The following is a 19,501-nucleotide window of genomic DNA, read 5'->3' as shown; positions in this document are numbered from 1 at the left end:
AACTCTAGATTCAAATTGTAAAACAAGTGGAAACTCCAGAAAACGAAATATTCAGAGATTCAATCGGCACTATTACCGAAGACGGTAAACGTGCTTGGGTATTTCCAAAAAAACCTAGTGGAAGGTTCTATGAATACAGAAAATACGTAAGCTACGTTTTACTTGCCTTTTTGCTCCTATCTCCTTTTATAAAAGTAAATGGTAACCAATTTTTAATGTTTAACGTTTTAGAACGTCGCTTTAATATATTTGGGTTTCCATTCTGGCCGCAAGATTTTCACCTTTTTGTCATTTCCATGTTAATTGGTATTGTGTTCATCACATTATTTACAGTGGCTTTTGGACGCATTTTTTGTGGATGGATATGCCCACAAACTATTTTTATGGAAATGGTATTTCGTAGAATAGAGTATTGGATTGAGGGCGATAGAAATAAACAACGCAAACTGGCTAGACAAAAGTGGGATGCTGAAAAAATTAAAAAGAGAGGTGTTAAGCTTGTTATATTTCTAATTATCTCATTTTTAATAGCTAATGTATTTCTGGCATATTTAATTGGTGGTGATAAACTCTTAAGATACATCACAGATAATCCATTTAACCACTTGGGCACACTTATACCATTGCTCATATTTACTGGTGTATTCTATTTTGTATTTGCTTGGTTTAGAGAGCAAGTTTGCATTATAGCGTGTCCGTATGGCAGGTTACAAGGTGTTTTATTAGATACAAAATCTATAGTTGTGGCTTACGACTATAAGCGTGGGGAAGCTAAAACTGGTAGAAAATCTTTTAGAAAAAACGAAGATCGTGAAGCTTTAGGCCATGGCGATTGTATAGATTGTTTACAATGTGTACATGTTTGCCCAACAGGTATAGATATAAGAAACGGTACACAACTTGAGTGCGTTAATTGCACTGCTTGTATTGATGAGTGCGACCATATTATGGAAAGCATAAATTTACCAAAAGGTCTTATTCGTTACGCTAGTGAAGAAAATATTGAGAAAAAAACAAAGTTTAAGCTTACGCCAAGACTAAAAGGTTACATCGCTGTACTCTCTATTATGATTGGGCTACTTATTGGTATGTTATTTTTAAGAAATGATGTAGAAGCCAATGTTTTAAGACTACCTGGGCAGTTATACGAGCATAAAGATGGCAACATTATAAGCAACGTATTTACTTATAAGTTGGTTAACAAAACATCTAAAGCTATAAATAATGTAAGCTTTAAATTAATGTCTCATAAAGGGGAATTACGATTAGTAGCAACAAGTAATGAGTTTATAGTACCAAGCCAAGGTATTGCACAAGGTACTTTGTTTATAGAAATTAATAATTCGGCATTATCTGGAGATAGAAATAAAATTAAAATTGGGGTGTATAAAGGTGAGGATTTAATTGAAACTACTACGGCTAATTTTTTGGGACCTAGAAGTTATAGGTAATTCAGGCTAAGTTTTAAGTTAAAGTAGGCAATACTTACTCTTGCGGTAAAAAATGGCTTTGGCGGATTGGTGCATTAGGGATTGCAGCGGCATCCTTTTTTGCCATTAAAGCAAAAAAGATATAGCGGAAAGCCCGACCCGATAGGGGAATGCCATAATAAAAAAATAGATTATCTCCTTTGAGGGAACAACAAAAATATTAAATGATGAAAATTAATTGGGGTACGGGAGTTGTATTAGCATTTGTAGGGTTTATTAGCTTTATATTATACTTTATTATTACTATGAATGTTAATAATAAGTATGACCACGATTTGGTAAGCGAAGATTATTATGCTGATGAATTGCAATACCAAAATGATATTAATAAGCTTGAAAACTCTAAGACTTTAAAAACTAATTTAAGCTACGTAAAATCTGCTGATGGGTTAATTATACAATTTCCTAAGCATATTAATTACAAGGCAATTACTGGAAAAGTGTTCCTATACAGGCCATCTAACAAGCAACTAGACTTTGAAACTGTCATTTCATTGTCTAACTCTCATTTGCTCATACCTGACAAACGTTTGGTAGATGGCCGTTGGAACATTAAAATAGATTGGCAATATAGTGGAAAATCGTATTTATTTAAAGAATCTATAACGTATTAGTATGTTATTATCAGCGTTCATATTAGGGATATTAGGTAGTTTTCACTGCGCAGGTATGTGCGGGCCTATTGCGTTTATGCTGCCTGTAGATAGAACAAATACTTTAAAAAAAATATCGCAAATAAGTATGTATCATTTAGGCAGACTTTTAGCCTACAGCTTAATTGGGTTAGTATTTGGGCTCATAGGCAAAAGTCTGTTTATTTTTGGGTACCAGCAGCAACTCTCTATAGGTATTGGGTTATTTATGATTTTAATAGTTATAATTCCTAAAAATATATTAGATGAATTTAATATCTCCAAACCCATCTACAAAACCATTTCTAGAGTAAAAACCGCTTTAGGTACAGCGCTTAAAAAAAAGACTATGGATACTTTTTTAACCATCGGTTTCCTTAACGGTTTCCTGCCATGTGGCTTAGTTTATATGGCGCTTTTTGCTGCTATGGCTAGTGGTAATGCTGCAAGTGGCAGTTTACAAATGGTAGTTTTTGGTTTAGGTACCGTACCGTTAATGACCACTGCTATATATTTTAGTCACTTTTTAAAAGGAAAAGCAAGACAGCGCATTCAAAAAGCCATTCCTGTATTTATAGTTGTAATTGGTACACTTTTTATATTGCGTGGTTTGGGTCTAGGTATTCCTTACCTTTCTCCTGCACCAGTGTATCAATTGGTTTCTAATGGTATTAATTGTCATTAAAAAACTTTGGGCGTTACCCGACTTAGAGTCGGGTCGGGCTTTTAGTTACAAGTCCTCGCACTTCCTTCGTCAGGCTGTGGGCTATCCACGTCAATCCCTAACGCACGCACCCGCCAAGGCCTGTATAAACTTTAATAAACTGCCTACTTTCTAAACTAAAAAAACTCACTTTTAAAGTATTTGAGCTCATATAAATTTTCTTTATGGATTACATTAGCAAAATCAATAGTTATATTTACCATAATAATAGCAATGCTATTATATTTGCAACCAAATAAATTAATTATGGATTCAATACTTTCAAATATCAAGATAGCTGTTCCAGAGCAAATATTCGTTAAAGACCCCGAATCCTCTGCATTAGGCAAGCGTATTGTAGAAAACAGTATCCTTTTAATAGACGATATTGGTTTTGATAGTTTTACTTTTAAAAAACTCGGAAACATTATAGGGTCTAACGAGAGTTCAATATACCGCTACTTTGAGAGTAAACATAAACTACTGCTCTATTTATCATCATGGTATTGGGCTTGGGTAGAATATCAACTTGTTATTGAAACTCATAATTTAAGCCCTAATACTAAATTAGAAAAAGCTATAGAAATTGTGACAAGAGCAATTAAAGAGGATTCTAATTTTTCTCATATTAATGAAGTTGTACTCAACAAAATTATGGTTAACGAAAACTCAAAATCTTTTTTAACCAAAGAGGTAGATCAAGAAAATAAAGATGGCTATTTTGTAATATACAAACGTATTGTACACCGTTTACGAGATATGATAATAGCTATACAGCCTAATTATAAATTCCCGTCAAGTTTAGCAAGTACAATTATAGAAGGTAGCTTACATCAACATTTTTTAAAAGCGCATTTTAAATCCATTACAGATTGTGGTAACAATACCACACCAACAGAGTTTATGAAAAACCTAGTACTTAATACCTTGAAAGCCTAATTATGGAAAATACTAAAATGACCCCGTGGCAGCGACTAGTTGGGTTACTTCAACTTGAAAAAAGAGATATTTTACAAATTTTTTACTATGCTATTTTTGCTGGAATAGTGGCGTTATCATTACCACTAGGTATACAAGCTATTATTAATTTAATTCAAGGTGCTCAAATATCTACATCGTGGATAGTGCTTGTAACAATCGTTACTCTGGGTGTAGCTTTTTCTGGTGGCTTACAATTAATGCAACTAAGAATTATTGAAACCATACAGCAGCGTATATTTATGCGCTCTTCTTTTGAGTTGGCCTACCGCTTTCCAAAAATAAAAATGTCTCAATTACGAGATTATTACCCACCAGAATTAGCTAATCGTTTTTTTGATACTTTAACTATCCAAAAAAGTTTATCAAAAATTTTAATAGATGTACCAACAGCTGTATTACAAATTTTATTTGCTTTAATACTGCTATCATTTTACCATCCCTTTTTTATCATATTTGGGCTTTTACTTTTAATTCTAATATTTGTGGTTTTTAAGTTTACCGCAAAAAAAGGCCTTGAAACCAGCTTATACGAATCTAAAAACAAGTATAAAGTAGCACATTGGATTCAAGAAATTGCACGTTCTGTAATTAGTTTTAAATCTTCTGGTAGTACAAGTTTAGGCATCTCTAAAAATGACAATCTAGTCAATAATTATTTAAAAGCTAGAGAAAGTCACTTTAGAGTACTTATGCTTCAATTTATTCAAATGATAAGTTTTAAAGTTATTGTAACAGCAAGTTTATTATTAATAGGTGGTGCTCTTGTACTAAATCAAGAAATGAATATTGGGCAGTTTGTTGCAGCAGAAATTATCATTTTACTTGTAATTGCATCAGTAGAAAAATTAATATTAGGATTAGAATCCTTCTATGACACTTTAACTTCCTTAGAAAAAATAGGACAAATTGTTGATAAAGAACTAGAAAGTCAAACTGGTGAAACACCTCAATTTAGTAAAGGCATACATATTGAATTAGATAATGTGTCTTATGGAGTAGAAAACAGAGAAAAACATATTCTAAAAAACATCTCTTTAAAAATTGATGCTAGCAGTCGTATACTAATAAAAGGTGAAAGTGGATCAGGAAAATCTACTTTGCTGCGTTTAATCTCAGGAATTATAGATGCTACAGCGGGTCATGTTTATGTAAACGATATGTCTATTAATAGCTTGCATTTAAACTTTTATAGGTCGCAATTAGGGCTATCGCTATCTGACGAAAATCCTTTTGAAGGAACTATTAGAGACAATTTAACGTTTGCAAATAAGGAGATTACCGATGATATTATTTACGAAGTACTTGACATTGTAGGGCTTAAAACTTTTATTAAAGACCAACCCGAAGCTTTAAACACCATTTTGTATCCAGACGGTAAACAAATGTCTTATACGTTATCTAAAAAATTAGTGCTGGCACGTGCTATTTTAAAAGCTCCTAAAGTGCTTATTCTTGAAGATGCACTTGATAGGTTTAACCAAAAAGAAACTGAAGCTATTGTAAATTATCTAAGCCATAAAGATAGACCTTGGGCGCTTGTAGTAGTTAGCAGTAGCGATGTTTGGCTAAATAATTGCAGCGAAATAATCACGTTAGAAAATGGACTAATTAAATCTAAAAACTAAGTTATGCTTAATATAACTAATAATCAATTAAATAAAACTATAGATTTATCAAAATATAAGTCTGGTAAAAATATCATGAATGTTAAGTATTACAAGTACTTTAACAGGTTTTTACTAACTGCGGCCATCATATTAATCATTGTATTGTTTTTACCGTGGACACAGAATATTACTGGGCAAGGTTTAGTTACAACTTTAAAACCAAACCAGCGCCCTCAAACCATTCAATCGCAAATACCAGGACGTATTGAAGAGTGGTTTGTGCAAGAAGGTGACTATGTAGAAAAAGGTGATACTATTTTAAGAATTTCTGAAGTAAAAAGTGATTATTTTGATGATAGGTTGGTGGAAAGAACCAACCAGCAAATTAGAGCAAAATCATCTTCTGTAACTGCATACGAGGGTAAAGTTAATGCTTTAAATAGACAGATTTCTGCATTACGAAATGAGCAAAACTTAAAGATGGAACAAACCAGAAATAAATTATTGCAATCGCGATTAAAAGTAAAAAGCGATAGTATTGATTTAGAGGCTGCCAAAACAAATCTTAAAATTGCAGAAACGCAGTTTACGCGTATACAAACCTTACAAGAAGAAGGTCTAAAAGCTGTAAAAGACGTTGAAGAAAAACGTTTGAAACTACAGGAAACACAAGCTAAATTTATTTCTCAAGAAAATAAATATTTAGCAAGTCAAAATGAAGTGATTAATGCAAAGTTAGAACTCTCTAGAACTAATGCTGCTTTTGCTGACAAAATATCAAAAGCACAAAGTGATATGTTTACAGCACAATCTAGCGGTTTTGATACCCAGGCACAGGTTTCTAAACTAGAGAATGCATCTACAAATTACCAGCGCCGTAGTGATTTATTATATGTAACTGCACCACAAAACGGATATATCAATAAAGTTTTAAAAGGCGGTATAGGCGTTACCTTCAAAGAAGGTTCTGAATTAGTAGGTGTTATGCCTGCTCAAATTGATTTAGCAGTTGAAACCTTTGTTAGGCCCATAGATTTACCACTTTTGCATACCGGCGAAAAAGTACGCGTACAATTTGATGGATGGCCCGCAATTGTTTTTAGTGGATGGCCTAATGTATCCTACGGAACTTACGGCGCAGAAGTAGTTGCCATAGAGCGCTTTATAAGTGATAATGGAAAATACCGTGTGTTGTTAGCACCAGACGAAACAGATCATAAATGGCCAGAAGCTATTCGCGCAGGCTCGGGCGCAAGAACTATTGCGTTATTAGAAGATGTACCTATTTGGTTTGAATTATGGCGACAAATTAACAGCTTCCCTCCTAACTATTACCAACCAGAAGGCAGTAAAACAGCATCAAAAAAGAATAAAAAATGAGACTACTCATCCTAAGTATATTTTTATGTTTTAGTGGCTTAACTTCTGCGCAAGATACTACTTCGGTAATGTCTCTAGCTGAATATTTAGGCTATGTAAAATCGTTTCACCCCATAGTGAAACAGGCTAATTTGGTAATTAACGAAAGTGAAGCCAAATTAATGAAGGCACGTGGTGCATTTGATCCTAAGTTAGAAGTAGATTATGATAGAAAAAAGTTTAAAGGCATTGAGTATTTTGATAAGCTGAATGCAGCTTTTAAAATTCCTACTTGGTTTGGTATAGAGTTTAAAGGAAATTTAGAAGAAAATACAGGAGAATTTTTAAATCCAGAAGCCGATGTACCAATTGATGGATTATACAGTGCTGGAGTTTCCATACCTGTTGCTCGTGGTTTATTAACCAATAAGCGCATGGCAATGTTAAGGCAATCCCGATTGTATGTAAAACAAGCACAGGTTGACAGACAGTTATTAGTCAACAATATTCTATTTGATGCTACTAACACCTACTTTAATTGGTTAAGACGCTATAACGAAAAACGAGTTTATGAAGATTTTCTAGACAATGCTAAAATACGTTTTGATGGTATTGTAAAAAGTTATGAAGTTGGCGAAAGACCCGCTATAGACACCCTAGAAGCCAGAATAACATTTAATAACAGGCGCTTAAATTTAGAAAAATCTAGAATTAAATTTATTAAAGCAACATTAGAGCTATCTAATTTTATATGGCTAGATAATAATACGCCTGTAGAATTAGAAGATACTGTTATACCGAATGTTGATACTTTTGTAACTGTTGATGAGACTCTAAATACATCTGGTTTAGATATTGAGAGTTTTGATATTGAGAGTCACCCAAAACTACAATCTTTAGATTATAAAATAAGAAGCTTAAATATTGAAAGACGATTAAAAGCTAATAATCTATTACCTCAAATTGATTTACAATATAATTTTTTATCTGAAACCCCAGAAGTTGCCAGGTCTTTTAGTACCTCTGCCTACAAAAGTGGAGTTAATGTTAATTTTCCACTATTTTTAAGAAAAGAACGTGGAGACTTACGATTAGCAAAATTAAAATTACAAGATACTCAGTTTGAAGTACAAGACACTAGAGTAAGTCTTAGAAATAAGATTGATGCTATTAACCAAGAGCTAGACTCTTATGTCATACAAAGCGATTTTACCGATGTTATAGTTAACGATTATGCTACTATGCTATCAGCCGAAGAGCGTAAATTCTTTTTAGGAGAAAGCTCTTTATTTTTAGTAAACACCAGAGAATCTAAACTTATTGATGCAAAATTGAAGGCTATAGAAATTGAAAACGATTTCTTAAAAACTAAAGCAAATTTGTTTAATGTATTGGCTATTGAGTAATTTTAATAATTCTATTAATATTATTTGGCAAACGTAACTTTAAACTCTCAATTGAAAAAAAGTTAACAATACTTAAAATTTGATTATAACTTACCTGAAGATGAAGTTAATAAAGCATCCATAAAAATAATTAAATTAAATTTTGAATTCGTAAAATTCAATTATTTACCCGAGTTATTTATTAAACGGCGTGTTCAAAGTCCATTACCAATAAGTAATTAAGTAATTAGGTAGTCAAACATTAATAATTCATTAATTATAGATAGAAATCATTGATTAAAACCAAACCATTTATGGATAACCTGCCTACTATATCGCTAATAGGCAGGTCTAAAGTTTAAAACTACTATGTTTTTTCTAATCACTCATCTAAATTTTAAATGTGATAACAGGTAAAGTTGCGTGGTTTGCAACGTCTTCGCCAATACTGCCTTCAAAAAAATGAGATAAACCTTTTCTGCCATGGGTTGGTATTCCAATAATATCAGAACCTATATTATTTGCACAGTTTAACAAACCATCTTCAACCGTATAATCTGCTACATAACACACATCTGCCATTTTATCTAAATTACCATCTGCCTTTGTAAAGAAATTAACCACTTTACGTTCTATTTCTAAGGTACTTTTAAAATGAGTGTTTGGTAGGTTAACGTGTACTAAATACATTTTAGAACCTATTTTATGGAATAATTGTTTTGCGTTAAGGTATGAAGTGATAGCTTCCTCTGAAAAATCGCAAGCAAATGCAACCACATCAAAATTTATATTTGATAGCTCTTGTTTTACAACCAAAACAGGCACTTCGGCATTTCGTACAACACGCTCTGTATTAGAGCCTACAAAATACTGCTTAACGCCACTTGTACCATGAGACCCCATGATAATAATATCTGCTTTTTGCTGAATTGCTACATCGTTTACCTCGCTAAATACTCTAAAATGTTTTACCAATGGCGTTACTTTTATATCTTTTAAAAAGTCTTGCTTTAAAAAAGATTTAAACTTTTTCTGTGCTAATTTGTAAAAGAATACTGTTTTTTCGTTTTGTAAACCATCTGAAGCCGTAAGCATAATATCAGACATTTCTAACATGTGTAATGCCAAAACTTCTGCATTAAATTTTTTAGCTAATTTTGCTGCCGTTTTAAGTGCATATTCTGAGTGACTTGAAAAGTCTATAGGAACAATAATTTTTTTCATGATGTTTTTTTTAGTGAGCGTGTTATAATTTTAGCTAAACAAAAACACACTTTGTTATTAATAAAATTTCAATTTTGATGATGCTACATTGTCATTGAAAATAATTTAGCATCAGGTTGTTTTCGCTTCAACAATACATCAAAAACCATACATACATTACGTACAAATGGTTTACCTTTTTGCGTGATTTTGATAGTATTAGTACTAATTTCTACTAAACCATCTACCTCCATTTCTTTAAGCTGAATTAAAGCTTCAGGAAGCTCATTAAAATAAAGATTACCCTTATTCCAAGATGTACTAAAACGGCACATTAAATTTAAAATATGTTGACGAATAATACTATCTTCTTCGTTTAAAATATGACCACGATACACAGGCAACACATTGTTTTCTAAAAGTTGATAATATGTTTTTAAATCCTTTTCATTTTGTGCAAAACCGTACCAACTATCGCTTATTGAAGACACACCCAACCCAACCATTGCCTGAGTTTTAGAAGCGGTATAGCCCATAAAATTCCTATGAAGATTTCCGTTTTTCATAGAGGTGTATAAAGTATCAGTTTTTAGTGCAAAATGATCCATACCAATATCTTGATACCCAACCTTGGCAAGCAATGCTTTACCCAACTGGTATTGCATTCTTTTTAAACTAGCACTTGGTAAATCTGTATCTAAAAATCCACGTTGGCCGTTACCTTTTATCCAAGGTACATGTGCATAACTATAAAATGCCAATCGATCTGGAAGTAATGATTTTGTTTTTAAAATAGTTGTTTTTACATGCTCTAAGGTTTGAAATGGTAATCCAAAAATAATATCATGACCAACAGAAGTATATCCAATATCTCTAGCCATTTCAGTTGCCTGTTTTACATTTTCAAATGGCTGTATACGGTGTATGGCCTTCTGCACAGTTTTGTTATAATCTTGTACGCCGTAACTTACACGTTTAAAACCAACATCATATAAAGCTTGTAAATGAGCCTTAGTTGTATTGTTTGGGTGTCCCTCAAAACTAAATTCATAATCTAATGCTAATTTTGAAGCTGCCAAAATTTCAGAAATCAGGTATTTTAAGTTTTCAGGACTAAAAAAAGTTGGTGTTCCACCGCCAAGGTGTATTTCTTTTAGTTTTGGAGTTTCACCAAATACTTTTAAATACAAATTCCATTCTTTTAATACAGCGTTTATATAAGGTTGTTCTACGCTATGTTGCTTAGTAATACGCTTATTACAACCACAAAACGTACATAAACTTTCGCAAAATGGTAAATGAATGTATAAACTTAGACCATCTTTAGTATTGCTTTCATTAAAAGATTTTAGCAGTGAACTTTTCCATTTTTCCACAGAAAACGTATTACTATTCCAATAAGGTACCGTAGGATAACTTGTATAACGTGGTCCTGCTATATTATATTTGTTAATTAATGTTTTTAACATACCTGATTATTATAATTCAAAATTAGAGCAATGAAAAAATAAAAAACATGATATATGTCATAACACTTACTTGCATTTTGTGTATTAAAGTCTTAAATTGTACTATATTATAAAATCACCAGAATCATGACAAGAATTACAATTTTAGTATTAGCCATAACTGTATCTTTAACAGCATGCAAAAAGAAAAAAGAAGAGGTAAAAGTTGAAGACACCACTGTAGAGGTTGAAAAAAATAAAAAAATAAAAATAGCTTTAAACTCAAAAAGTGATACCAATACTAGTGGAAATGTGGTATTCAAACAAGAAAATGGAAGTGTAACTATGACGGCAATTATTAGTGGTTTACAAGCTGGTGAACATGCGATACATATACATACTACAGCAGATTGTAGTTCTCCAGATGGTAAATCAGCTGGAGGTCATTGGAACCCAACTAGTAAACCACATGGTAAATGGGGCAATGACACAGGATATCACAAAGGCGATATAGGTAATTTTATTGCTGATGAAAATGGTAATGGTACGATATCTAAAACAACAGATGAGTGGTGTATTGGTTGTGGCGATACAACTAAAGATATTTTAGGAAAAGCAATAATTGTACATGCTGGCGCAGATGATTTCACATCACAACCCTCTGGTGCTGCTGGCGCTCGCGTTAGTTGTGCAGGAATCATTCAATAGTACAAACACCTTCTAATTATAAAATAATATTAAAAGCTACCATTTTGGTAGCTTTTTATTTATATAAATTATAAAATTTTATTTGGAATACCGTTGTTGAATGCCTCTCACCAAATCCTCTAAACCATTAATTTTTAGTTCATACACTTGCTTTAACATATCACCTAGTCTTCCTTTAGGAAATCCTTTAGAGTGGTACCAAACCACATAATACTCTGGTAAATCTATCAGGTAACGATCTTTATATTTACCGTAGGGCATTTTAGTATGTGCCAAGTCTATTAAAAACTGTTTATCTGGTAACATATTTAAGTTTTAAATTTAAAGTCATCGAGTTTTTTCAATTCTATTTTTATTAGAGCTTGCCATTCTAATTGCTTATTAATATTTCTGGAAAAATCAGTTTCAGTATCATATTTATTTTGAAAGTTAGCTAATTCTTTATTTATCGTTTTATGTGTAATTCTTAAACGCTTAGCAACATCGCGAGTGGTTTTTAACAGACTAATACGCTTTCTAAATTTTCGTGCGTAAAGTTCGGTGATATCAAAATGCACTTGCTCGTGTTCTAAAATATGTTTGTTGGCGTGTTCTTGTTTATACCACGATTGCTGTGGATAAAAAAAAGCATAAACTTCTGTAGTAAAACTTATAACGCGTGTATCACTCTGTTTAACTGAAAACCCAAATGTTATACCAGAAGCTGTTGTAGCAACAGCACTTGAATTATTACTTGGTTTCGCTTTAAAATCGTCCCAAGTTAGTTTGTAATTAGCACTCCAAGGTATTGTAGGTTCCTTATCGTACTTAAAAAAGAATACTAAAAATACGACAATAACAATAATCTTAGGCACAACCTGTAAGTTTATCCTAAAACGAAAATTATAAGTTGCTTATTGCGCTACCTCAACAATCTTAAGATTATTATATTTTACAAGGTATACCGCATCATTATAATAACCTCCAAAAAGTTTCTTTTTGTAAGCAAATTTATTTTCTACATACGCCGTTAATGGAGCATCATTAACCGACATAAATATATCATCAGAAGTTACTGTTCGTAATACTACATCCATCGTTAAATCAAAACCTTTTATAGCGCGTCTACCAGGAGTAATATTATAAACTTTTTTGTAATTCTTATAAAATAAATTATTGTCGTCATCACTCATCATACTAGATGATGTTGCAAAAGTAAATTGTAACTTAGAGAGGTGCGTATTATTTACTTCATCTCCCTCAAAAGCACCATTAAACCTAGTTGTTAGTAATATAATTTCAGGTTTTTCATCCTCTGGCTTTTCTGGGTTTACTCTATTATTTAAAGCTGCCAAAACACTGGTAGCTCCAGATATAAAACTTTCATTTTGTGTTTCTAAAAACACAAAATTCTTACCTGGTTTTAAGGCTGCTTCAATATCTTCCTTAGTTACAAAATATTCATCTTTGCCTTCCTTATTTTTTCTAGAAAACACTATAGTTGCAGCATTAAACTCTCTTTTTAATCCATTAGCAATAGCCATGTTTTTAGAATCTGAAAGAATTATAATGTTTTTAGACAAACTATCACGTTTCACAAAATCAATTACTTTATTTTTCAACAAATCGTTAGATGGCCTTGTTTGAAATACATTATCGTGAAGCTTTATATTTGTGCCAATAGGTGAAACTATTGGTACATTATATTTTCTAAGTTCGCTGGCAGCTACATTAAAATTTTTAGTAGTTAGAGGCCCTATTACTGCATCTACATTTTCAAAATTATTATCAACTAAAATTCTAGAAACTGTAGTAGTTTTATAGTTTGTATCGTAAACATCCAATTTTAGTGAAATACCCATTTTCTTTAAAGAATCTACAGCCATAAGTACACCTGTGTAAAAATCTAAAGATGCATCTAAATAAGGATCCTTTTCAATACTTCGTTTCGTTTCAACAATAGAATCAAACTCCACGCGGCTTAACCGAAATGGTAACATTAATGCAATATGCTTAGTGTTATAGTCTTTAATTTTAAGTGATAAGTTTGTTGACTCTAAGTCTCTAGATAAGACACCAGACGTTTTAGAAAATGGTATTTTTAAAATCATACCCGCTTTTAAACCACTATTTACCAAATCCGGATTAAGCGCTTCAATTTCTTCTTTTTCTAAACCCAACTTTAGTTTCAACCTATAAAACCCTTCTTTTGGCAACACTTTATAGTAACTGTAAGTTTCATCAATTTGCTGTTCTTCTGTTGTACCAATATTAGGTACAAAAATTTGCTGTCCCTCCTGTAATACATCACCCATGTTCGGGTTTAAAGCCTCTAACTCTGCTACTGTAATTCCAAATTTATAAGCAATACGCCATTTTCCCTCCTTAGCCTTTACTATGTAAGTTTTATTCTCATTTATCGCTTCTGCTACTTTAGTAATTTTAAAAATTGGAATTTGCAGCTTATCCCCTTTTCTCAAATTATTGGCGTACAAAAAAGTGTTATGTTTTTTTATATCCTCAATCGCTACATCATATTTTTTAGATATACTATATAAGGTTTCCTTTCGCTTTGTTTTATGCTTCTTAAACCCTTGTAATTCTTTAACCTCTGTAATTATAGGTTTATTAGCTTTAGAAATAGGGATTATTAAAATAGTATTAGGCTTTAATCCCTTTTTTGCATCAGGATTTAAACTATAAATATCGCTAGGAGTTACATAATAACGTTTTGCTAAAACTTCAACAGTTTCGCCTTTTTTAACTTGGTGCGTACTGTAATTTTGTGCGTTTACAGAAGTTATTCCAAAAAATAATGTGACAATTAGAACTAATAAAAATCTATACATTGTAGTGTGTGTTAAATAGCTAAACCTATATTAAATAGAGTATATACGTTATTTATTGTGTAAAAAGATTAAAACCTTTTAATTAATTATTACATATAGCGTGCCATAATTTTTAAATTGGGCGTTACCCACAAGGGGTCGGGCTATCCGCTATATCTTTTTTTCGTGCCTCAAAAAAGGATGCCGCTACTATCCCTAACGCAAATCAGTCTGCAGTTTTCAGTCTAAAGGATTAAGCACTGGGTTTTCTGCTACTGCCTCCAGCTTACTTAATCACTAAAAACTGAGTTACTCCCACTCTATAGTAGCAGGTGGTTTAGAGCTAATATCATACACCACTCTGTTTACACCTTTTACTTTATTAATAATTTCATTTGATGTTTTCTGTAAAAACTCGTAGGGTAAGTTTACCCAGTCGGCAGTCATACCATCCGTACTTTCTACAGCACGTAAAGCTACACATTTTTCGTAAGTACGCTCATCACCCATAACGCCTACGCTATTTACTGGTAATAACATGGCACCTGCTTGCCAAACCTTGTCGTACAAGCCCCATTCCTTTAATCCCTTTATAAAAATATAATCTACTTCTTGAAGCATACGTACTTTTTCGGCAGTAATATCTCCTAAAATACGAATACCTAAGCCAGGTCCGGGAAATGGATGACGCCCCAATAATTCTGCATCTATACCTAAAGTTTTACCAACACGCCTTACTTCATCTTTAAAAATAGCACGTAAAGGCTCTACAATTTTAAGCTTCATAAAATCTGGTAATCCGCCTACATTATGATGACTTTTTATAGTTGCAGATGGCCCGCCAGTAGCAGACACACTCTCTATTACATCTGGATAAATAGTACCCTGTGCCAACCATTTTACATCTTCTAATTTATGAGCTTCATCATCAAAAACTTCAATAAACGCATTACCAATAGCTTTTCGTTTTTTCTCTGGGTCTTCAATACCGGCCAAAGCATCTAAAAATCGTTTGGAAGCATCAACACCTTTAACGTTAAGTCCCATACCTTCATATTGATTCAATACGCTTTCAAATTCATTTTTACGCAATAAACCGTTATTTACAAAAATGCAATACAGGTTTTTACCTATAGCTTTATTAAGCAATACTGCAGCAACTGTAGAATCTACACCACCAGAAAGTCCTAATACTACTTTATCATTCCCTACTTTTTCTTGAATCGCTTCTACAGTTTCTTCTACAAATGACTGCGGCGTCCAATCTTGTCGTAAACCTGCAATGTGTACTAAAAAATTTTCTAAAATCTGTTTTCCATCTTTAGAATGGTATACTTCAGGATGAAACTGTATGGCATATGTATCCTCTCCGTCAATTCTATATGCTGCATTTTCAACATCATGTGTACTAGCTATAAGCACACCGTTGGTTGGTAGCGCTTTAATAGTATCACTATGGCTCATCCAAACTTGGCTATCAGACTTTACTTTATCAAAAAAAGATTCTCCTTTCTTTATAAATGACAAATTAGCTCTTCCATACTCTCTAGTATTTGATGGTGCTACTTCACCACCAGAAAAATGTGCTAAATATTGTGCACCATAACACACAGCTAGCATTGGTTTTTTACTTCTAATCTCAGATAAATCTGGATGTAAAGCGTCTTCACCTCTAACGGAATTTGGACTACCAGACAATATCACTGCCTTGTATTGATTTAAATTTGATGGAATTTTGTTAAATGGTTTAATTTCGGAGTAAATGTTGAGTTCTCTAACTCTACGCGCAATAAGCTGTGTGTATTGGCTACCGAAGTCTAAAATAAGTACCTTATCATGTTGCATGCGCAAAAATAGGAATTGATTTTAGAATTACTATTTAGGTTTCTACTTTTTTTTGAATAGGTTATTAACGAGTTGTTAATTAGATAAAAGCACATTATGTTTAAGCCATAGAATCTAAAATAGCCTCAATATCAGATTCTGTAGTGTCTGGATTGATAAAGCAAAAACGCGATACGGTTTCGAAAGTAGCACCTGTTTTCCATTTGGTTGGAGTAACTAAAGCAAATCCTTTTTTATGATTTTCATATGTCCAATGTTTATAATCCTCAGCGTGCCATCCTTTTCTTCTGTATAGCACACAAGACAAACTAGGTTTGCGAACTAATTCTACATGTGTTTTTGTATCAATCATTCTACCAGCAATTAGAGCAAGCTCAATGCCACGTTCTACAGCTTCTTTATACTTATCGGTTCCATGAGTTGCTAATGAAAACCATAAAGGTAATCCTCTAACTCTACGTGTAAGCTGTATTTGATAATCGGTTGGATTAAAACCATGAGCGCCTTCATCTTTAAAAATATCTAGATAAGACCCTTGTTGCGAATGGGCTTTCTTAGCTAAATCTGGGTTTTTATATATTACCGCACCGCAATCATACGGCGAAAACATCCATTTATGTGGGTCTATGGTAATACTATCTGCTTGTTCTATACCTTTAAACAAATGCCTAACAGAATCAGCAACTAAAGCCCCTCCACCATAAGCAGCATCAACATGAAACCACAATTTTTCTTTGTCACAAACTTCAGCTATACCCTCTAAATCATCTATAATACCAGCATTGGTTGTGCCTCCTGTAGCAACAATAGCAAATAGTCGCTGCCTTTGTTGAATTGTTAAATCATCAATAGTTTTTTGTAAAGCCGCCTTTTCAAGTCGGTCTTCAGTATCAACTAATAACACATCAATATCTGCTACTTTTGCCATAGCTTTAATAGAAGAATGTGCTCCAATAGATGTAATTATTAATCCTTTTTCAACCGTATTGCGCTCATTTAAGCTTCGCCAATATTCTCTTGCGGTAACAATAGATGATAAGTTTGCTGCTGTACCTCCACTTGTAAAAACCCCAAACGCACCTTCTGGTAAACCCGTTAATGATACTATCCATCGCATAGCTTCATTCTCACAAAATATGCCTCCTGCGCCTTCCATCCAATATGCCCCATGAATACTTGAAGCCGATGTAACCAAATCGAACATAACTGCTGCTCTGGTAGGAGAAGCAGGTACAAATGCTAAATGCCTTGGGTGGTCTATTGGTACATTAAATTTAGTTAAATGTTCTCGCCATAGCTTAAAAGCTTCTTCACCACCAATACCTTGTTCAGTAATTGTTTCACCCACCAAAGCTTTAAGTTCTGCTTCTTTTTTTGGTTTGCCAATTTTATGCTTTGTGTTTGATAGACGGTCTATGACGTACTTCATGACATCCATAGTCATCTCCACCAAAGCCATATCTATTTTGTGCATTTTGTATTCTATTTTTAAAATTTACTATTAAGCTGTTTAAACTATAGTATGGAATTAAGATTGAGATTTAAAACGTTAAAACAGAAAACTCACCTTGTAAAGGCTCTAAGTTTTTGATTAGATGAGGAATTAAACAATCGCCATATTCCAAATAAAATTCAGAAAAATTGGCATTACGCTCTTGCAAACTACCATTTGGAAATAATTCCTTTTGAATTTCGGTCATTCTAGACACCTCATCAGACAATTTTCGTTTTTGCGCTTTTAACAACCGTTTTTCTAAAGCCTTCAACCCTTTTAGTTGCTTTACTTCTTGGGCTTTTACTGCGCCTATAAACGATTTATCGGTCTGTTCTGCTAGTGTATATAAATCTTTAAACTGTTTTAATAACGCTGCTTGTTGTTTAGAAAAATCTATATCAATATTAGAAATTTGTCTCACTTTACGGTTAATGAATCTATTTCGCTTTAAAAAAAGTTCTTCGTTTGAAATATTTAATTTTTGAAGTTTTTCAGCTTGCTTTCCAGTTTTAATCAATACAGAATTTCTAAGTAAAATTGTAGGGAAGGTAACATCTACACTGTCAAAATAAGATTTTAATTGCATCCAATAGGCCAACTCGCCGCCTCCACCAATATAACATAAATTAGGTAAAATTACTTCTTGATACAACGGGCGCATAATTACATTTGGAGAAAACCGTTCAGGATGTTCTAATAGCTCTTTTAGTATTTCACCCTTACGCCATGTAATATCTGTATGTAACACCTTAAAAACATCATCTTCAAACACGATACGTTCGCGTACATTTTTAGTAAGATAAAATAAGTTTATTTCTCTAGGATTCACTTGTATTTTGTAATCATCCGAAACAGTTGCTAAAACGTTGTTAGTGCTTGAAACTGCGTTAAATGACGTTTGATCAACCAACTCCTTTTCAATATAAGGAACAAACAACCGCTTTAAATTGGTATCATTCGCATCAATAATTACCAAACCGTAGTTTTTAAATAACGAATTTGCCAAATAACGTGTAGCATCAGCTAAATTATCATGGTTGATATAAGAGTTTTCAAAAAGTGTTTTTAAATCTTCAGAATTTTTACTTGTTCCTAAATCTTGCGAGAATAACTCTAAAACATCATCTAAACCTTTTGTAGATAGTTCTCCTACTGCACCACTGGTATTTCTATTCCATTGAAACTTTTTACCTTTAAAATTGAAGTAATTTATTTCATCAAAATCATGATCTTCTGTAGCCATCCAATATACAGGCACAAAATTATTGTTAGGGTAATTCTCCTTTAATTCTTTTGAAAGATTTATGGCTGAAACTATTTTATAAAGAAAATAAAGTGGTCCGGTAAATAAATTTAATTGATGACCTGTAGTAATGGTAAAGGTGTTTTCTGAACTTAAGCTTTTAATATGCTGCAATGTTAAGTCTGATGTCTCAACGTTTTTATACTGCTGTTCTAAAACAGATACTAAAACACTTCTATGCGATAGAGACACAGATTTAGAGTTGCGCTTTTCTTCTATCTGAGCTTTAAAATCCTTTAAAGTTGGAAACCGATTATAAAACTGATGCAATTGAGGTTTTTCATCTAAATAATCACATATTAAAGATGAAAAATAACCTGTAGATTTAAATGGTAAATAGTCGTGCTGCATATATCACTTAATAGTCGTGTAAATATACAGTTATTACATTTTTTAAAATCTAAAAATTAAGTTAACAGTTTATTTAAAATTTAATTTATAATATAAAGCCTTACTATTTTTTTAAACCTCTGTAAATAACATCTTAATTATACAAGTAAAAATTTAACTGTAATACATAAAAATAATACTAGTA

General features: G+C 32.6%; 16 protein-coding genes. 8 read left to right on the top strand and 8 right to left on the bottom strand.

Annotation, left to right across the window (positions count from 1 at the left end; genetic code table 11):
- Window positions 1–26: 26 nt before the first annotated feature.
- From ccoG to ACKGJY_RS07580, 7 genes are all read left to right on the top strand, one after another.
- Window positions 27–1,451 (top strand): cytochrome c oxidase accessory protein CcoG, encoded by a 1,425-nt coding sequence (gene ccoG, locus ACKGJY_RS07610; protein WP_413973275.1) that lies wholly within the window; start codon window positions 27–29, stop codon window positions 1,449–1,451.
- A 206-nt stretch (window positions 1,452–1,657) separates the two neighbouring features.
- On the top strand, window positions 1,658–2,104 hold the full coding sequence (locus tag ACKGJY_RS07605; RefSeq protein WP_413973376.1) for a FixH family protein: 447 nt from the start codon (window positions 1,658–1,660) through the stop codon (window positions 2,102–2,104).
- Between the two features lies 1 nt (window position 2,105).
- A complete protein-coding gene (locus ACKGJY_RS07600) occupies window positions 2,106–2,807 on the top strand; it encodes a sulfite exporter TauE/SafE family protein (RefSeq protein WP_413973274.1) in 702 nt (233 codons plus the stop codon).
- Between the two features lie 285 nt (window positions 2,808–3,092).
- Complete coding sequence (locus ACKGJY_RS07595) at window positions 3,093–3,764, top strand: TetR/AcrR family transcriptional regulator (protein ID WP_413973273.1); 672 nt, start codon at window positions 3,093–3,095, stop codon at window positions 3,762–3,764.
- A gap of 2 nt (window positions 3,765–3,766) precedes the next feature.
- Window positions 3,767–5,431 (top strand): peptidase domain-containing ABC transporter, encoded by a 1,665-nt coding sequence (locus ACKGJY_RS07590; protein WP_413973272.1) that lies wholly within the window; start codon window positions 3,767–3,769, stop codon window positions 5,429–5,431.
- Window positions 5,432–5,434: 3 nt separating this feature from the next.
- A complete protein-coding gene (locus ACKGJY_RS07585) occupies window positions 5,435–6,793 on the top strand; it encodes an HlyD family secretion protein (RefSeq protein WP_413973271.1) in 1,359 nt (452 codons plus the stop codon).
- A complete protein-coding gene (locus tag ACKGJY_RS07580; protein WP_413973270.1) occupies window positions 6,790–8,178 on the top strand; it encodes a TolC family protein in 1,389 nt (462 codons plus the stop codon). The genes ACKGJY_RS07585 and ACKGJY_RS07580 overlap by 4 nt, the downstream gene beginning before the upstream one ends.
- 369 nt (window positions 8,179–8,547) lie before the next feature.
- On the opposite strand, the gene ACKGJY_RS07575 is transcribed toward ACKGJY_RS07580, so the two are convergent.
- The gene (locus ACKGJY_RS07575) at window positions 8,548–9,381 is read right to left on the bottom strand and encodes a universal stress protein (protein ID WP_413973269.1); all 834 of its coding nucleotides are present in this window, start codon (window positions 9,379–9,381) and stop codon (window positions 8,548–8,550) included.
- 83 nt (window positions 9,382–9,464) lie between these two features.
- The gene (gene hemN / locus ACKGJY_RS07570) at window positions 9,465–10,829 is read right to left on the bottom strand and encodes an oxygen-independent coproporphyrinogen III oxidase (protein ID WP_413973268.1); all 1,365 of its coding nucleotides are present in this window, start codon (window positions 10,827–10,829) and stop codon (window positions 9,465–9,467) included.
- Between the two features lie 126 nt (window positions 10,830–10,955).
- Here hemN and ACKGJY_RS07565 point away from each other — a divergent pair, with 126 nt between their 5' ends.
- Window positions 10,956–11,516: a superoxide dismutase family protein gene (locus tag ACKGJY_RS07565; protein WP_413973267.1), complete on the top strand. Its 561-nt coding sequence runs from the start codon at window positions 10,956–10,958 to the stop codon at window positions 11,514–11,516.
- Window positions 11,517–11,594: 78 nt separating this feature from the next.
- Here ACKGJY_RS07565 and ACKGJY_RS07560 read toward each other — a convergent pair whose 3' ends face one another.
- The 6 genes from ACKGJY_RS07560 to bshC form a co-directional block, all read right to left on the bottom strand.
- Entirely contained in the window at window positions 11,595–11,822 is a 228-nt protein-coding gene (locus ACKGJY_RS07560; protein ID WP_413973266.1) for a DUF3820 family protein, read from the bottom strand.
- 2 nt (window positions 11,823–11,824) lie between these two features.
- Window positions 11,825–12,370: a DUF922 domain-containing protein gene (locus ACKGJY_RS07555; protein ID WP_413973265.1), complete on the bottom strand. Its 546-nt coding sequence runs from the start codon at window positions 12,368–12,370 to the stop codon at window positions 11,825–11,827.
- Between the two features lie 39 nt (window positions 12,371–12,409).
- On the bottom strand, window positions 12,410–14,344 hold the full coding sequence (locus ACKGJY_RS07550; RefSeq protein WP_413973264.1) for a PBP1 and LysM peptidoglycan-binding domain-containing protein: 1,935 nt from the start codon (window positions 14,342–14,344) through the stop codon (window positions 12,410–12,412).
- Between the two features lie 288 nt (window positions 14,345–14,632).
- Window positions 14,633–16,168 (bottom strand): glutamine-hydrolyzing GMP synthase, encoded by a 1,536-nt coding sequence (guaA, locus tag ACKGJY_RS07545; protein WP_413973263.1) that lies wholly within the window; start codon window positions 16,166–16,168, stop codon window positions 14,633–14,635.
- Between the two features lie 100 nt (window positions 16,169–16,268).
- Complete coding sequence (locus ACKGJY_RS07540) at window positions 16,269–17,642, bottom strand: pyridoxal phosphate-dependent decarboxylase family protein (protein WP_413973262.1); 1,374 nt, start codon at window positions 17,640–17,642, stop codon at window positions 16,269–16,271.
- 67 nt (window positions 17,643–17,709) lie between these two features.
- Entirely contained in the window at window positions 17,710–19,317 is a 1,608-nt protein-coding gene (bshC, locus tag ACKGJY_RS07535) for a bacillithiol biosynthesis cysteine-adding enzyme BshC (protein ID WP_413973261.1), read from the bottom strand.
- Between the last annotated feature and the right edge of the window lie 184 nt (window positions 19,318–19,501).

The sequence above is a fragment of the Hyunsoonleella sp. 2307UL5-6 genome (assembly GCF_047345485.1).
GTDB lineage: Bacteria > Bacteroidota > Bacteroidia > Flavobacteriales > Flavobacteriaceae > Jejuia.
Note: the sequence above shows the minus strand (reverse complement) of the source record. Positions and strands in the feature narration are given on the sequence as shown.

Bases quoted from the DNA above. Each gene is read 5' to 3' on its own strand.
- ACKGJY_RS07605 (WP_413973376.1), top strand. From the start codon at position 1,658: ATGAAAATTAATTGGGGTACGGGAGTTGTATTAGCATTTGTAGGGTTT.
- ACKGJY_RS07600 (WP_413973274.1), top strand. From the start codon at position 2,106: ATGTTATTATCAGCGTTCATATTAGGGATATTAGGTAGTTTTCACTGC.
- ACKGJY_RS07595 (WP_413973273.1), top strand. From the start codon at position 3,093: ATGGATTCAATACTTTCAAATATCAAGATAGCTGTTCCAGAGCAAATA.
- ACKGJY_RS07590 (WP_413973272.1), top strand. From the start codon at position 3,767: ATGGAAAATACTAAAATGACCCCGTGGCAGCGACTAGTTGGGTTACTT.
- ACKGJY_RS07585 (WP_413973271.1), top strand. From the start codon at position 5,435: ATGCTTAATATAACTAATAATCAATTAAATAAAACTATAGATTTATCA.
- ACKGJY_RS07580 (WP_413973270.1), top strand. From the start codon at position 6,790: ATGAGACTACTCATCCTAAGTATATTTTTATGTTTTAGTGGCTTAACT.
- ACKGJY_RS07575 (WP_413973269.1), bottom strand. From the start codon at position 9,381: ATGAAAAAAATTATTGTTCCTATAGACTTTTCAAGTCACTCAGAATAT.
- hemN (WP_413973268.1), bottom strand. From the start codon at position 10,829: ATGTTAAAAACATTAATTAACAAATATAATATAGCAGGACCACGTTAT.
- ACKGJY_RS07565 (WP_413973267.1), top strand. From the start codon at position 10,956: ATGACAAGAATTACAATTTTAGTATTAGCCATAACTGTATCTTTAACA.
- ACKGJY_RS07560 (WP_413973266.1), bottom strand. From the start codon at position 11,822: ATGTTACCAGATAAACAGTTTTTAATAGACTTGGCACATACTAAAATG.
- ACKGJY_RS07550 (WP_413973264.1), bottom strand. From the start codon at position 14,344: ATGTATAGATTTTTATTAGTTCTAATTGTCACATTATTTTTTGGAATA.
- guaA (WP_413973263.1), bottom strand. From the start codon at position 16,168: ATGCAACATGATAAGGTACTTATTTTAGACTTCGGTAGCCAATACACA.
- ACKGJY_RS07540 (WP_413973262.1), bottom strand. From the start codon at position 17,642: ATGCACAAAATAGATATGGCTTTGGTGGAGATGACTATGGATGTCATG.
- bshC (WP_413973261.1), bottom strand. From the start codon at position 19,317: ATGCAGCACGACTATTTACCATTTAAATCTACAGGTTATTTTTCATCT.